The organism is Sinorhizobium fredii (assembly GCF_002944405.1).
GTDB classification, from domain to species: Bacteria; Pseudomonadota; Alphaproteobacteria; order Rhizobiales; family Rhizobiaceae; genus Sinorhizobium; species Sinorhizobium fredii_C.
Genome location: NZ_CP024309.1, coordinates 80,386 through 96,592 on the forward strand (window position 1 = coordinate 80,386; position 16,207 = coordinate 96,592).

At 57.4% G+C, this 16,207-nt stretch carries 10 protein-coding genes; 5 read left to right on the forward strand and 5 right to left on the reverse strand.

What is annotated here, in order from left to right:
- Nucleotides 1-2 precede the first annotated feature (2 nt).
- The 3 genes from NXT3_RS21620 to NXT3_RS31760 all read right to left on the reverse strand — a co-directional run bounded on the left by NXT3_RS21620 (nt 3) and on the right by NXT3_RS31760 (nt 1,571).
- Complete coding sequence (locus NXT3_RS21620; protein ID WP_104840665.1) at nt 3-1,088, reverse strand: HlyD family secretion protein; 1,086 nt, start codon at nt 1,086-1,088, stop codon at nt 3-5.
- A 117-nt stretch (nt 1,089-1,205) separates the two neighbouring features.
- Nucleotides 1,206-1,370 carry a class IIb bacteriocin, lactobin A/cerein 7B family gene (locus NXT3_RS21625; protein WP_082912367.1) on the reverse strand — a complete coding sequence of 55 codons (165 nt, stop codon included), beginning with the start codon at nt 1,368-1,370 and terminating at the stop codon, nt 1,206-1,208.
- Between the two features lie 33 nt (nt 1,371-1,403).
- The gene (locus NXT3_RS31760; protein ID WP_156877995.1) at nt 1,404-1,571 is read right to left on the reverse strand and encodes a hypothetical protein; all 168 of its coding nucleotides are present in this window, start codon (nt 1,569-1,571) and stop codon (nt 1,404-1,406) included.
- A 668-nt stretch (nt 1,572-2,239) separates the two neighbouring features.
- Between NXT3_RS31760 and NXT3_RS21630 the strand changes: the two genes are divergently transcribed.
- From NXT3_RS21630 to NXT3_RS21655, 5 genes are all read left to right on the forward strand, one after another.
- Nucleotides 2,240-2,533, forward strand: a complete 294-nt coding sequence (locus NXT3_RS21630) for a DUF982 domain-containing protein (RefSeq protein ID WP_104840405.1) — start codon at nt 2,240-2,242, stop codon at nt 2,531-2,533.
- A gap of 820 nt (nt 2,534-3,353) precedes the next feature.
- Nucleotides 3,354-4,379: an L-histidine N(alpha)-methyltransferase gene (locus NXT3_RS21635; protein ID WP_234828191.1), complete on the forward strand. Its 1,026-nt coding sequence runs from the start codon at nt 3,354-3,356 to the stop codon at nt 4,377-4,379.
- Between the two features lie 843 nt (nt 4,380-5,222).
- On the forward strand, nt 5,223-7,559 hold the full coding sequence (locus NXT3_RS21640) for a S9 family peptidase (RefSeq protein ID WP_104840666.1): 2,337 nt from the start codon (nt 5,223-5,225) through the stop codon (nt 7,557-7,559).
- Between the two features lie 543 nt (nt 7,560-8,102).
- Nucleotides 8,103-8,981, forward strand: a complete 879-nt coding sequence (locus tag NXT3_RS21645) for an aldose epimerase family protein (RefSeq protein ID WP_104840407.1) — start codon at nt 8,103-8,105, stop codon at nt 8,979-8,981.
- Between the two features lie 626 nt (nt 8,982-9,607).
- A complete protein-coding gene (locus NXT3_RS21655) occupies nt 9,608-11,578 on the forward strand; it encodes a flavin-containing monooxygenase (protein WP_104840409.1) in 1,971 nt (656 codons plus the stop codon).
- Between the two features lie 237 nt (nt 11,579-11,815).
- Here the strand turns inward: NXT3_RS21655 and NXT3_RS21660 are convergent, their stop codons facing one another.
- Nucleotides 11,816-14,953 carry an efflux RND transporter permease subunit gene (locus NXT3_RS21660; protein ID WP_104840410.1) on the reverse strand — a complete coding sequence of 1,046 codons (3,138 nt, stop codon included), beginning with the start codon at nt 14,951-14,953 and terminating at the stop codon, nt 11,816-11,818.
- 4 nt (nt 14,954-14,957) lie between these two features.
- A complete protein-coding gene (locus NXT3_RS21665) occupies nt 14,958-16,016 on the reverse strand; it encodes an efflux RND transporter periplasmic adaptor subunit (protein WP_104840411.1) in 1,059 nt (352 codons plus the stop codon).
- Between the last annotated feature and the right edge of the window lie 191 nt (nt 16,017-16,207).

A 16,207-nucleotide genomic window follows, 5' to 3' on the forward strand; every position in this document is an offset into this window, starting at 1 on the left:
GATTAGTGGCTCGCCAGCAGCGGATTGAGCCACTCGTCGGCCTCATTGTAGAGGAGTTGCAGGAGAGTGCGATTGGCCAACAGGAAGCGGGCCCGCACAGTCATGCCTTTCTTCAAGTGACCGATGGCCCCGCTCTTGAGCGCGAGATGACTGCGAGAGAGCGCGCAGCGGACCTTGAAGATCGGCTTCCTGTCATGGAGCGTGAAGTCCTGCGCCACGTCGAGCACTGTCGCGTCGATAACTCCCCATTGATTGTAGTTGAAGGCATCCACTTGCAGCCGCACCGACTGGCCAGGCCATACAAAGCCGATGTCGGCGGGGGAGACGTAGATTTCCGCCACCAGTTTGCCGTTTGGCGAGATCCAGGCAACGGTTTGACCAGCCTGAACGTAGCTGCCGGGAGTAAGGCCGGAGAATTGCTCGAGAGCGCCTGACACCGGGGCACGAATGCGGTTCAGGTCTCGTTCGGTCTCGAGCTGATGCAAGGTGGCCGTGAGTTCCTTGAGGCGTAGGTTAGTGTCAAAGAGCTGCTGGTTCCACTCGGCGGTTTTGCGCCGCGTGAGGATTTCGCCCTCGACCTCGATGCTTTGGAGAGCGAAAGCCTTTTCGTCAACCGCCTTCGCCGGCGCTGCAGCAGCCGAGGCCAGTCGCTTTGCGCGGCCGAGTTCCGCTGCGGCGTTTCTGCGGGCATATTGGTTCTCCCGCAGCAGGTTGAGAAAATGCGCCCGTTCAGCCGTGGCGAATTTGGTTAGGAGGCGGGTCGGCTCCTTGGCCGGTGTGCCGGACGAGATCAGCGTTTCGAAGTCATGGGCAAGATCGCTTTTAGCGTTAAGGTCGGCTAAAACCGCGCTGAGCTTTTCTTCAACGACTTCATCATCGAGGGCGAGGACTTCCTGCCCCTTGATAACCTCATCGTTCTCAACGGCAAGGACGCGAGAGATGCGTCCGGAGACGGGCGCGACCAGGGGCGTCTTTTCGACGCTTGGGCGAATGGCACCGGCACTTTGGACCGAGACCGGTATGGTGATCAGTGGCAACGAGACTAATGCCGCAGCCACAGAGAGCAGAATCGCCTTATAGATGACCAGAGATCGTCCTGATCGTCGGGAGAGAATGCTCTCTGCGGTGTAGTTGGCCGTCTCAGGAGAAATGGGAACTGCTAGTCTGTATTCACTGTGAAGCATGGATAACAGCGCCACTCTGTTTTAATCGTGGTTCTTAGAGCGTATGGCCCCCTCCGCTATGGTTGCAGCTGCAAGAGCTATTAGCGCAGCAATTCCGAACACTATCGGCCAGAATCCTCCCGAAGTTACAGATGCTTCTTCGGGGGTTAATTCGGCTACACGATAAGCTGCCATGTCGCTCTTCATTGTTGTCTCCTTTCCAAGAGCTCAAAGAGAAGATCAGTAACCGAGGGCATCGTCGGCGGCCTTTCCTGCTATGGTTGCAGCTACAAAGCCTACGAACCCAATAACTACGAAAGCTATTGCCCAAAACATCCCTCCCGAAGTCCCGGATGCTTCTTCGGGCGTCAATTCGGTTACGCAATAGGCTGCCATGTCGCTCTTCATCGCTGTCTCCTTTCCGAGGACGCAAATGAGAAGATCAGTCAGGGTGCCAGTCGGCAGCTCCGGCCGGTACGCAATGAGAGATGCAAGAGCCGTGCCAACGCACCAAAAGCCAAAGAGCCTCAGAAAAACTGTTCTGCAGATTTTCAATGGCTCCCCAAGAGCGCCGGACCGAAGCTCACCGTGTCGCAAGCTCGACAAACCCGCCCGTGGACTCTGAATGAACGCCCTGCCCAAGACTCGACAGGTCCGCGGTTCGGCGAGGACGGTAGAGTCCCAAGAACCTCTGCGACTACCGAGCGGACCCGTCCGCGTAGCTAAGGTCACGCTGCTGGTTTTTGTTGCCCATGCAGCCTGACCTGGTGATGCTTATTTTATATGCCGCTGCCAGTATGCCCTTGGTCAACGAACCACGGAAAAGCCCCACGATAGCGGAGCCGAATGGCTGAAAAAAACCGGCAATTTGCCAGCGTTCGACTCCTGCGCATGGCTCGGTCTTTCTCGTAGAGGAGAGTGGGCACACCCGCTCACAGTACCGGTTAAACTTTGCCCTGCTGCGAGCAATCTGGCGTCTTGCGTGCGTGGTGACGAAGAGCCAAGAATCATTGTAGAGTTGGGAACGGATAAGGGGGGTTGTCTGTTCTCAATACGGCCTTTGAGGAGGTCCCAACATGAGAGAAGTGCCATGGCATACCCCGCTTTGGGTGACACTGCAAAATGGAATGAAGCGCCAGTTTTGCGGGCCGTACGACGCCCTTGATTTCCTGGAGAATGAATGGCCGAACCAGCGAGTGCAGCACGCACGGGCGGTACAAGCCTGCCGTGAAGCGTTGCATCACCCATCATACGCGAATTCCGCAAGAAACTGTTTCAAGGCCGCATGCATCGAAGCGGCATTCGCATGCAGTGAAGCTTTAGATCTGATCTCACGAACTGAAGCGAAGCCGGTGACCCGGCATAGATAAATTACTCGGAGTGGCTCATCCGCGCAGGTCAATGCGGCGCAGAAGAACGTCTAGCTTGGAGCATGGTTCGGACCTACTAGAGTGTCCGTTGCAAAGGGCAGGGCGTCGCTATAGTGCAGCACGTTTTGGGTCGACTTGATTGAGTAGCCCTGACGGACGAAAATAGGTCGTGGGTGTGATAGCCGCGATGATTTTTCCGCGTCAGGCGAGCCCGCTGCGGCATCAGGCGGCGTCTCCGATTTCTCGATCTCCTCATTGCTTATCCGTTCGCTCCCGGTTTTGATGGCCTAATGGCGCTGGGATGATGTGACGCCGTCGATGAGCTGTAGCGTCTACCGCAGCGATTTCGACGTTCAGCGCGGGGGCTGGCCGATGACGTGCTCCGTTGCGGCAAACACGGGACAAGTTTGCTGAACTCGTGGGTCGATTGTCGCCAACGACACATCTGTACATCATCGAGCAACCTCGGCATGCCGAAGCTCTCGCCAATCAGCGCCCGCCCATGAGGATTTCACAGCCCGGCCGGCGACCTCTTCAGGTGGCGGGTTGCCTGTCCTTGATCGACGTCAAGGATTGATCCTTCCGATCCTGTAGCCTCTCCTGCAGGTGCATGGGCATACGGTCGTGAACCCACAGACCGCGCTCGTCGGCGATGGGGCCGCACTTCTGGTCGCAGGCGCGGCCGCGGCTGTGTGGCGAAAGTCCGCGAAATGATGGCGGCTTACGCGTACTAGGTCTTCCAGCTTGGTTGAACGATAAGTGGAGCCATTTCAGCTGGAATACTTCGACGGGTGCTAAGAGTTGAGAGGAGAGAGCAGCGGTGAGCTTTCTTGAAACGAGTTTGGAGCTGTTTCGGCAACGATATTCGCCAGACCTAGGTCCTGAACAATACGCTAAACACACCGGAGTTGATCGAAACGGTAATTCGATGAGTGGCGCGTTGCTATGGGCTATGGCTGAAACTCAGAGGATCAGGAATGCGCTCGACACCGGGACCACCAATATGGTGGACGCTGAGATCAAGTTGGCACAAGACCTACGACAGAGAGTGCGAGACTATGTACAATGGTATCATCGAGACGAGCGATCCCGTAATGGCGTATCGGTTCTGGAATACGGTCCCGGAACAGTGCGAGCATTCCAACAAAAGACGCTTCCCCTTGTGATAGACTTGCGCGGCGAGGCCTCACGTTGCGTACTGGTCGATCGGTCGAACGAGTTCCTTGGTGACATCGCGGAATCAGCGTCAGCTTTCGGGTCAAGAATGGACTTTATACGCGATGATATATTCTCGGGGAGACGCTATTTTTTCGATGATGAAGCGGCCTTTGTTGTCATGTTTGGCCGGACATTTGGGAATCTTGCTGCTTGCATATGTGATACACCCCCGACCGAAGTGGTCGTCCAGGCGCTGAAGAAAATATCGAACTGCGCCAAGCGGTGCTGGGTTGCGATCTCAATTGGCTCAGATCTGAGAAAGGATGCTGCCAAAGCATATTATGAAGCGCATCCGGAATTTCAGCTCAACGTTTTCTACAGAATGAAAGCAGAGTTGCCTGTCGACGGCAACTTCGATCCAGAGGTCTTTGAGTATGAAGCGGATATTAGAGGTGATGATGAATTCATGCAGGTAGTACACACCGCCGTCGTAAAAAGGAATTTATCATTTTGCCTCAAGGGCGGCAACATCGGGTTATTACGCGGTGATCGGTTGCATCTAAAGAACTCGTTTTCGTTTTCCAGGGCATTTTTTGAACAATGTGCGCACCTGGCAGGGCTCGCGTCGATCGACGTGATCTCGGATAATGCCGGCTCAGACATTCACGTGCTCAATAAGGCGACCTGAAGCATCACAGAGGAGACCAGAGCGGACAGTTGTCGAGAGAAAATGTGACGCAGTTGGAACGGCGCCGTTAAATAGGAAACCAGCCCGCCTAATCATCTAATTAGGTTGATGGCATGCTGTTTGGCACGGCAGTAAACCAAGCTTGGGAGTAAGCACTCGTTGGTGGCTTGGGTAGTCCGCGGTCAGGGCAAGTGCGACGAGAAAGCAGGATGTCTTTGCGGACGTCACGGGGGAAAGAAGCGGCGCTCTCCCGAGAGGACCTGTCATCCCTGTCCGCCGGGTTCGTGAGGTGAAAGCGACCACTCCTGTGAATCATAGGGTGGAATGGACGTCCTCCTCCAGCCAAGCAATGTCCAGCGCGCTGCGAGAAGCTCCTTTATACACGCGTCCACCTGACGCGGTTGTGTTTATGTAGAACATGTTCGATGCCCGACGAATGTTAGGTATGCGACATATCGAATTCGACCAACCGCGTTGTATTTATAAGAGGTTCTTCATTGGCACGAAGAATGCTCGGCTCATGCAGAACCCCCCGTCAACCCGTCAATGACGCCGAATGAAAGTGATAGTTCAATCTTCCCCACTGATCATCGCCATGCCGGTTGAGATAACAATGCCCGGTCAGGCTGCGGCTGGGCCGGGAGGTCCATTCCAACTCCGCAATCGATGCAACCCCGTCAGGTTCTGGAGTGTCCGCAGACTTGTCAAGGCATTCCGGCGCCGCGGTCGCGCAACAAGGCGGCCGAAGCCTCCCCTGGGCCTGAACGCTGCTGCAAATCGGCTTTTGAGAGGCGTCGATCCAAGAAAGCGGTAAATGACAAAACTGAAGGAAGGCGAATGACCATGTGGAAGATCGGGGCTTTAATGCTCGTGCTGATCGTTGAAACCGGAGCAGCCGGCGCGCAGGCGCTGCCGAACGGTCCGGCTCCTGGGGATCCGCCGCTGGCGGTGACCGACTTCGAGCGGGCGCTCACGATCAACGACCGCTATCGCCGACTCTCCGTCGATCTCCCCAAGGTGCCTTTCTGGGTGAGCGAAGACAGTTTCGCCTACCGCCGCAGCAGTCACGGCGAGCACCAGTTCATATTGGTCAACGCCGCCACCGGTGAGAAGCGGCCGGCCTTCGATCAGGTCCGCCTCGCGGCGGCGCTGAACGAGGCGACCCACCAGAGCTTCAAGCCCGAAAACTTACCGTTTGACCGCTTCGAACTGACTGACAATGGTGGCAGGCTCAACTTCCCCAGCGGGAATGAACTGTGGAGCTGTGACCTTGCGAACGATGCCTGCACGCGCACCGCGCTGCATCCGAGCGACCCGGACTATCAGGAATTAAGATACGACTACACGCCGCCAGCAACGAATGATCCCGATAAGAGGAGCGTGTCCCCGGACGGTAAATGGAGCGCCTATATCAAGAACTACAATGTCTTCCTGCGGAGCAAGGACGGTGCGCCGGATGTCGCGCTGAGCTGGGACGGATCAGAAGGCAACTACTACGCCTTCTCGACGCTGAGCTGGTCCCCGGACTCGCGCCACCTCGCGGCCTACCGCGCCCGCCCCGGCTACGAGCGCACGGTGCACTATCTCAAATCGTCGCCGAAGGAGCAGCTTCAACCCGAATTTTCTTCCATCGCTTATCTCAAGGCGGGCGACGTGCTTCCGCTTCCCCAGCCCGTGCTGTTCGACATTGCCGGCCGGCACGAGATAACGATCGACAACGCCTTGTTTTCGAACCCCTTCCAGTTGTCGCCCATCCGGTGGTGGAAGGACTCGCGCGGGTTCACCTTCGAATACAACCAACGCGGCCATCAGCTCTATCGCCTGCTCGAGGTGGATGCCGCCACCGGCCGCACGCGCGCGCTGATCGATGAGGCCAGTAGGACCTTCGTTGATTACGTACCGCTGGCGAGGGACCAAAGCTGGACAGGGAAAACCTACCGGTATGATGTCGATGACGGCAAGGAGATCATCTGGGCTTCGGAACGCGACGGGCACGAGCATCTGTACCTGTTCGATGGCCGGACCGGCGCGCTCAAGAACCAGATCACCCGTGGCGATTGGGTGGTGCGGGCGGTCGACTATGTCGATCCGATAAAGCGTCAGATCTGGTTCGAGGCAAGCGGTATGAACCCGGACGAGGATCCCTATTTCGTCCATGCCTACCGCATCGGCTTCGATGGGACGGGGCTGACCGCGCTCACGCCCGAGCCGGCAAACCACCACATCGAGTTTTCGCCCGATGGCCGCTACTATGTCGATCTGTGGTCGCGCACCGATCTGCCCCCGCGCCTGGTGCTCTACCGCGCCAGTGACAATGCCAAACTGATGGACGTCGAGACGGCCGAGATTTGCGAGCTCACCGCCGCGGGCTGGCAACCGCCGCAAAGCTTTCGTGCCAAGGGGCGGGACGGCAGGACCGATATCTGGGGCGTCATTCACCTGCCAGCCAATTTCGACCCAAAGAAGAGATACCCGGTGGTGGAGGACATCTATGCCGGGCCGCAGGGCTCGTTCGTGCCGAAATCATTCTCGACCGACACTGAGCCGCTCACGCAATTAGGCTTCATCGTCGTGCAGATCGATGGCATGGGCACGAACAACCGCTCGCGCGCCTTTCATGACGTTATCTGGAAAAACCTGAAGGACGCGGGCTTTGCCGATCGCATCCTCTGGCACCAGGCGGCGGCTGCGAAGTTCCCTTGGTACGACATCTCCAATGTCGGGATTTTCGGCGGGTCAGCCGGCGGCCAAAATGCGGTAGGCGCGCTGCTCTTTCATCCCGAATTCTACAAGGTCGCGGCCGCCAACAGCGGTTCCTATGATAACCGGCTAAACGAGATCTGGTGGAACGAACAGTGGATGGGGTGGCCGGTCGGCATCGAATATTCGCAGTCCTCCGACATCGACAATGCCTATCGGTTGCAGGGCAAGCTGATGCTCATCGTCGGCGAAATGGACCGCAATGTCGATCCGTCCTCCACTTTTCAGCTTGCCGATCGGCTCATCAAGGCGGGAAAAGATTTCGAAATGGTCTATGTACCCGGTGCGGATCATGATGCGCCCGGCCCTTTCACGGAGCGCAAGCTCCTGGACTTCTTCGTTCGCAACATTCTCGGGCAGAACCCGCCGAACTGGAACGCCATGCCGTTCGAGTCGCTGAAGGGCAAAGAGAGGGGATGACGGGCCGGGGAGAGCGCTTTGTCACGTTCAGATGCGATGATTGCCGTCCTTTGCACCCGCGGCAGTGGAGGACACGCCCGTCGGCGCATGCCTGAAACAGCTTTGTGAAATGTCCGCCGCACTGACTGTGTGCTCTTTCGCTAGGACAGCAGCTATTTTCGGCTGCCACCTCCAAACCCGCACGCCATTGACGAATAATTTCCTCACCGTTATTTGCAAGTCGGCTCAAATCAAATCGCGCCGTCCATTAACGCAGCTGACATGAGGCGGTGAGCTTCAAGACCCTTCTGGAATTTCGCAAAGCTCTTCCCCCTCCAAATCGGGCGTGATACTCATCCCTTGAATGCGATGTCCATGCCGACAAGCAGCCAGTGCAAGTGCTCACTCGTCAGCGTCATCTCCGTAGCCTGACGCCGGGGCTAGTGGAACCTGTCGTGACCCAATCGATTCGACCGTCAAAGTAAAAACAGCAGACTCTGATCCGACCACGACGATTGTAGAAGAAAAAGACCACCTCACGAAGGTTCTAAGGTAACCACATTCATGTACGATACTGTCGTTATCCGCTCCGGTGCTGCACAGGCAGTTGTCAACCGCAAAGGAGCAGAGCTGATCGGGTGGCAGGTCGGTGCAAACGACCTCCTTTGGCCACGAGGCTCCCAGGGCTGGAACCGAACTTGTCCCCTGATGTTCCCTTCGTGCGGATCGAGTGAGTCGTCGCTTGTCGAAATAAAAGGGCAGTATTATCCGATGCCGGTTCACGGCTTCATCGGGATGCAGGAATTTGACGTGGTCTCCAGCTCAGAAGGTGAGGTGATATTAGAAGCATCTGACGATGAGTTCACGAAAACAATGTTTCCTTTTCATTTCCGTTGCACAGTTAAGTTCAAAGTTGTGGATAGCCAACTGAGCATTGATGTATCCGTGAAGAACACGTCACATACTGCACTCCTGCCCTATTCCATCGGAATACATCCCGGGTTTAGATGGCCATTGATGTCTTCGCGCAAGGATAGCTGGCAGCTGGAGTTCGAGAAATCGGAATCTCCCCTTGTTCCGTGCATATCTTCTCAAGGGCTAATTCGAGGTGAACAACGGAAAATTTCATTCCACGGGCGTTGCCTTCATCTAAATGAGAGCCTTTTCCAGAATGATGCCCTTTGTTTTTTGAATGCGAACAGTAGGAGGCTGTCGCTTGTTGGAGAGAAGGCCACAATCAGAGTTGACGCGCTAGATGCACGGCACTGGGTTGTATGGTCTCTTCCACAGCAGGATTTTCTGGCGTTAGAACCATGTACGGGGCACGGTGACATGGAGGGCAGACGCATTCCATTTGACGAGCGAGAATACAATGTCAATCTCGCCCCAGGAGATGAGCAACAATTCCGAGTACGATTCGAGTTCTTACAGCATGAAGATTAGTCCTGCACTATAGGGCAGGTCACAGGTCTAGCTGACTGACGTTGCCAGTCGTTATGTTCCAGCAGACAAATTCCTGCCCGGCAAGACCGGATTTCGCCGAAACCGCCGATGTTCCCTTGTCGAAGGAAGATGGGCCGTTCCTCCGACAACGAACCATGGCGGCGACAATAGCGAAGTGACAACACCGCCTTGAAGATGGCGCGCTTTGCAGGTTCTGGCTTTTTCATTTGGTAGTGTGGAGACTTAATTTTCCCCGCTGACGATGGCTGCGGGTCGGCTGGCTAGCTTGCCAGTGGCGCCGATATCGGGACGCTTTTGAGGATACGGGAGCACTGCGGGCTCGGCCGCAGATGCGGTAGTCCGATATGCGACAATCTTGAACATTTTGATTAGCCGGTTCGGTCGATCGTGTTGCATCCGAAGGAGTTTTTTCTTTGGCATGCATATTGCTCTCAGGCATTTGCACAAGTCACGGACCAACGATGATTGGGCGGAGATGTCGAATGCCAGCACAATGCTTTCCGCCGGGAGCTGGGTCGATCGTGCTGGGCGCATGTGCCCGCGCCGTCGGCAGAGCTATCGTTCGCCAGTTGGGTCGGATTCTTGCGGCTGTAGGAGCCTGAATTATGGCGGACTCTAGGGACCTTGAACTGTTCCGCCAACGCATCGCCGAGGCACTCCCTTCGGCCAACATTCCCACCCTGCTGCTCCTTCTGTACCAGTTCACAGGGCAAGAGCGTTGGCTGAGCCCTCCGTTTATTCCCGTGAAGAGTCGGTGGGATGAGAACGATTCCGGCGGCCTGGCAGTCGAATTGCAGATGGAGATTCGCGATGCAGCCCTGCCCGCCATCATGGCTTGGCGCCACGGCGCACACATCGCCAAGCCGGAGCTGTCGGCAAATGAGTTGACACGCATGCTCTCTATTTCAGAGGCCGAGCCTATTCCACCGGAATACGCTGACATGATGATCCACAAGCTGTGGAGGTATTCAGGCGCGGTTCCCGATCCAGTGTGCTTGCCGGATGGCTTTCGCGTGCTCATCATCGGGGCTGGCATGTCCGGTCTAGCGGCAGCAATTCGGCTGCGACAACTCGGCATTTCCTATATCCAGATCGAAAAGCAGGATCACACCGGCGGCGTATGGCACTCACATCACTACCCGGGCTGCGGGGTGGACACGCCCGGACATCTCTACGCCTACACTTTTGCCGGTGGCAACTGGAGCAAGTTCTTCCCGTTGCAGCGGGAAATCGACGACTATTTCAACCGCGTTGCTCGTGAATTCGGCATTGAGAGCTCTATCCGCTACTGCACCGAGTGCATTGTCTCTCGCTATGACGAAGAGAGCCGGTCCTGGCATTCCCGTTTACGCCTGCCCGACGGTACGCAAGAAACCCTCGTAACCAATGTGGTCATTTCCGCCGTGGGAGGCTTCACCACGCCGAAATGGCCGAACATCCCGGGCCTACGCGACTTCGAAGGTCCGGTGGTACACACCTCCGAATGGGACCCCGAGGTTGCCCTCGACGGCAAACGGGTGGCAGTGATTGGCAATGGGGCCTCGGCAATGCAGGTTGTTCCCGCCATTGCCGATAGGGTGGGCGCCCTGGCAATCTTCCAGCGTTCACGCCAATGGGCGGCGCCCTTCGCGAAATTTCGGATGCCGGTTCCGGAGCCGGTGCAGTTCTTGCTTCGCGAGGTGCCACACTATGAATGGCTGTACAGGCTGCGGTTGAGTTGGATTTTCGACAGTCAAGTGCATGAGGCCTTGCAGAAGGATCCGGCCTGGCCGCATCCAGATCGGTCTGTGAATGCGGTGAACGACGGCCAGCGCGAGACCTATACCCGGTATATCGAAGAACAGCTGGCCGGGCGCCCGGACCTTTTAGCAAAGGTCATCCCGCCCTACCCGCCATTTGGCAAGCGGATGCTCCTAGACAACGGCTGGTACAAGACCCTTCTCAAGCCGCATGTGACGCTCATAGACGCCGCCGCTGAGCGCGTGGAGGGCAGTTCAATCCATGGGATCAATGGTGAAAAGCACGAGGCAGACGTTCTCATCGTCGCTTCGGGCTACGATACCACACGCTTTTTACTTCCGGTTCAAGTGGTCGGACGCAAAGGCCTGACAGTACGTGAGGTCTGGAACGACGACGACTGCCAAGCTTATCTTGGCACCGTCGTGGCGGGCTTCCCGAACTTTTTCATGCTGTATGGCCCCAATACGGCGCTCGGCCATCGCGGCAACTTCATGTTCACGATCGAAAGTCAGATAGATTACGTGCTGAGTGTTCTGCGCCAGATGGGCGAGGAGAAGCTCGATGAAGTCGAGTGCCGTCACGAAGTGTATCAACGCTACAACGAGACGATCCAAGAGATGCACCAGCGGATGATCTGGAGCCATCCCGGGATGTCCACATATTTTCGCAATGACAGAGGGCGAATTGTAACGAACAGCCCGTGGCGCCTGATCGATTATTGGAACCTGACGAAGGAAGCGAATCTCGCCGACTACCATACGGTGCGCCACCTCGGCTCCCAACCAGATGTCCCGGCTGAGCCGGTTCGAGAGGGCGGTCAGCCCGCTCATCAGTAATACAATGTAACTCCTCGCCTAACAAAGGCCGTGTTGACGACGAGCGCTGGCTCTCTTTGCGACCAGGTTGAATTCGCGATTTGCGGCAGTCCACGAACTTCCCCGAGAATTGGCGCGTTCGTCTCCATGTTCAGGCACTCTGATGCGTCAGCAAGACCCCGCACAATCGCGCGTTCGAAATGGAATGGGCAACTTGCGCGGCTCGTTGATCTCCCAGGGTGTTATGGCCGAGCAATGTCATCTCTGGCCATGTCCCCGAGTGACAGGGCTACGATCAAACGCGATGGGCTCGCAATTGGGCGCATCCGTTTCCTGCTCAGATGTTTCGTGGCATAGCCCGGTACGGCATGCGAGCCGCGTCAGTGCCTCACGCAGGTCATCGAAGTACGTGAATATGACGGGGATAACAATAAGGCAAAGTAGCGTTGACGTGATCACACCGCCTATCACCACAATGGCCATAGGCTGTCGGAAACTTGAATCGCCTCCCGTCAGGCTAAGAGCAACCGGGAGCATGCCCGACGCCATGGCGATGGTCGTCATGACAATGGGACGCCCGCGCTTATGGCAGGCATCCGCGAGAGCATCGAACCGCTCCATTCCCTGGCGGCGCGACACGATCGCGTATTCGACGAGGAGAATCGAGTTCTTCGTCACGACGCCCATGAGCATCAGCAGACCGATGACGACTGGCGCGGAGAAGCTGGTCCCGGTTGCCACCAGCGGCAGCAGAGCCCCTCCGAGCGATAGGGGCAAGGCCATCAGGATAGTGAACGGTTGCAGGAAATCGTGAAATAGCAGAACGAGCACGGCATATATGCAAATTACACCGATTGCCATCGCAAAAGCGAAGCTTTGGAACAGTTCCGAGCTGCGCTGAAGTTCGCCTTGCTTCACGATCGTGACGCCCAGCGGCAGGTGCTCAAGAGCTGGCAGCGCCATTGCCTCGCGATAAACGTCGCCCAGAATGCGGCCGTTGAGCTCGACGGAAACAGTCGTATTGCGCATCCGATCGATCCGCTTGATCTCGGACGGACTTCCGCCAATACGGATGTCGGCGATTGATCCGAGATCGACACTGCCATGGGCTCCTGCCACCCTTATGTTCCGGATGTCGTCGAGGTTTGTGCGCGCCTCTGGCTTGAACCGGACGACGATGGGGATTTGCCGCTGAGGCAGATCGAGCTTTGGCAGGGCGGAAGTGTAATCGCCGTGTGTGGCAACCCGCACCGCTTCTGCGATGGCGCTTGAGGTTACTCCCAGTGCGGCTGCGCGTGAAAAGTCCGGCGTGATCTGAACCTCGGGCGCCTGCCTCGAGGCGGTCGAAGTCACCGCTCCAATACCGTTCAGCGTACGGAGTTGCTCCTCAAGCGCCTCGCTCGCCTGTTCAAGAACATCGGAGTCATCGCTGGCAAGGCTGAGGACGAGCTGCGTACCGTTGCCGCCGCTACCGACCGCAACCCGCACTCCGGGGAGCATGGAGAGGGCCGAGCGGATATCGTTTTCGATCTCTGACTGCCTACGGTCGCGCTCGTTCAGCGGCGTCAGCATGACGTCAAGCGTAGCCGTCTCGATACTGGCTCCGGGGCTATCACCCGACGATGCCGAGCCGACAGATGAGAAGACATGTGTCACATCGCGAAGCTTGCTCACGATGTCTGCAGCCTTCTTGGTTGTCCTGTCCATTTGGTCGATGGTCGCGCCGGGCTGTTGGACCAGCGTCACCTGGGTCCGCGAATCGTCGGCAGCAGGCAGAAAGCCTGATTTCAGGAAGGGGATGGTGGAAAGCGAGAGCGCTACAAAGATCGCGGTCACGAGAAGCGTTTTGTTTCTGTGGTACAAGGACGCCTTCACAACCGCCAAGTAGGCTCCCATGATTCGTCCATCCTTTACCTCGGTGGAATGCGGCTTCATGAAATAGGCAGCCATCATGGGTGTCAGCAGGCGCGCAACGACGAGAGAGGCGAGTACGGCGACTGCGGCGGTGATGCCGAACTGGCGGAAGAGCAGCCCTGGTATGCCGCCCATGAATGCCGTCGGAAGAAACACCGCCACGAGCGCGAGCGTAGTCGCAATAACGGCTAACCAGATCTCATTGGCGGCTTCGAGGGCGGCATCAATCGGCCGTTTGCCCATCTGGAGATGGCGAGCGATGTTCTCGATCTCCACGATGGCATCGTCGACAAGTATGCCGACCACCAGCGACAGTGCAAGCAAGGTAATGATATTAAGACTGAAGTTGGCGAAGTACATGGCGAGGAAGGTTGGTATGACGGACAACGGCAGTGCGACGGCCGATACGAGCGTCGCGCGCCAGTCCCGTAGGAAGAACCAGACGACCACGACGGCCAAGATCCCCCCCTCAAACAACATGTGCATCGAACCTTGATAGCTATCGAGGATCGCTACGTCTCTACTGTAGATTTCATCGATCTGCACGCCGGGATGTTCGGCGGCGAACTGCTGCATCGCCTTCGCGACGTCGGCGGCAACGCCCGTGTCCGAAAACCCGTTTGAGCGCTTGACCGCGACAGCGATCACGGGCTGTCCGTCGAGATAGGCCAGCGAGGATCGGTCCGCGAAGCTGTCATTGACGGATGCGACATCGTCGAGACGGACCTGTTGTCCGTTGGCTAACGGAATTTGCAATCCCTTCAGATTTTCGACGGATGCAACGGCACCGAGCGTCCGCAACGTCTGGCGTGTGCCGCCAATTTCGCCAATTCCACCCGACGTATCTGCCTGGACCGATTTCAACTGTTCTGAAACGGCGGCTGCCGTGACCCCGAGGGAAGCCATGGTCCCTGGATCGAGGTCGACATGAACCTCGCGATCAATACCGCCGAACCGGCTCACCTGTCCCACCCCCGCTACCGACAGAAGTGCCTTCGTCATATTGTTGTCGACGAACCAGGAAAGCTCAGTTTCGTTGAGACTGGACGAACGGACCGCGTAGGTGACCAGCGGGGCGCTCTGCATGGAGATTTTGGTGACGCTCGGCGTCTGCATCTGCGCCGGCAGCTCTGGCTTTACACTGTCAACGGCATTGCGGACTTCGTTCAAAACCTCGTCACTGTTCCTTTCCAGCTCGAAAGTGACATCGATCGATACCGTGCCATCGGCGATCGTCGTTGCGATGTGGTCGAGATTGCTCAGCGACGCGAGCCGGTCCTCGATAACGCGGGCCACCTCCGTCTCGAGCTGCGTCGGGGCCGTGCCCTCGAGTGTAGCGCTGATGCTGATCCTCGGAAGGTCCATATCGGGGAAGTATTGGACCGGCAACCGCTCGAAGGCCAAAAGCCCACCGAAGGTGAGCATTGCGAAGAGCAGTATCGCCGGTATGGGATTGAGAATCGACCAAGCAGAGAAATTCATCACCTTACTCAGCGATGTTCACGAGGTTGTTGTCCGACAGAAATGCACCGCCCGATGCCACGATCCTCGAGGACTGATCTATGCCGGAGACAATCTCGACCTGGCCATCCTTGCGTCGGCCAGTCTCCGCCCGGACCCGTTGCACCCGCCGGTCGGCGCCGACCGTAAAGACGTAGCTTATCCCGTCGCGGAACACGATCGCCGTCTCCGGAACGGTAAGGGCCGAAGTCGTCTTCAGCTCAATGCTGCCGGTGACATAAAGGCCGACACGCGGATGAACGTCGGCAGGAAGCGTGACATAGACCATCGCTCGGCCGGTTTCCGTGCTGACAGACGGTCCGACAAGCCTAACCCTGCCCTGGATGGGGCGCTCATCCGGCCCGTTGACCTCAACGCTCAGTCCCTCTGAAATGCGCGGCAGGTAGCGCGCGGAAACTTCAGCCTGCCACTCGACGCGCTGCTGACGGATCAGGCGGAATAGCTCGGTGCCAGTCGAAACGACTGCACCTAGATCGGCAGTGCGTGACGTTATCAGTCCGTCGTCAACGGCAGTGACGGTCGTCTGAGCGAGCTTGATCTTCTGGCTGTCGAGCGCGGCCTTTTGCGATTCAAGGCTTGCTACAGCCATCTGCTCGTCGGTTAATCGCTCGGCGATCTTCTCGTCTGAAATTGCTCCCGAGGGGCGAAGCTGTCGGGCTCTGTCCGCGTTCGCCTTGGCCTTTGCGAGATTTGCCTTTGCGGTCTCGACCGCAGCGGCTTGCTTTCGAAGGTCCGCCAGCACGCTCTCCTGCGAAAGCCGGACCAGTGTCTGCCCTTTGGTCACAACCGATCCGACATCGACCAGAACGTCGGTTACGCGCAGGCCGCTTGTCTCGGAGGCGATAACAGCTTCCTGCCAAGGTCTGAGCCATCCGCTTGCAGGAACTGTTTCCGGCCAGTCCCGTCGCGCCGGAACGGCCACTGAAACCGTGAGGGCGGGTGCTGCAGACTGATCCGCCATGGAACTCCCGAAGGGAAGCAGTGCCGAGCAAGCAATGGCGAGTGGTATAAACAGCCTTCTCAACTAAAATCCTCGTCGGTCACGGCAGCAGCACATTTCCAAGTCCGCATCAGCGCCATGGAGTTGTTCTTTCGATTGCTCGCACTCACTTGGGGCCGGGCCTCCATCCGATGACCGCCGTGTTCGGTAGCCGCCAAACATATCAGAGCGTGGCAGGATGGTTGTTCCGGGCAGGCTGGTCCGCTGGATGGATC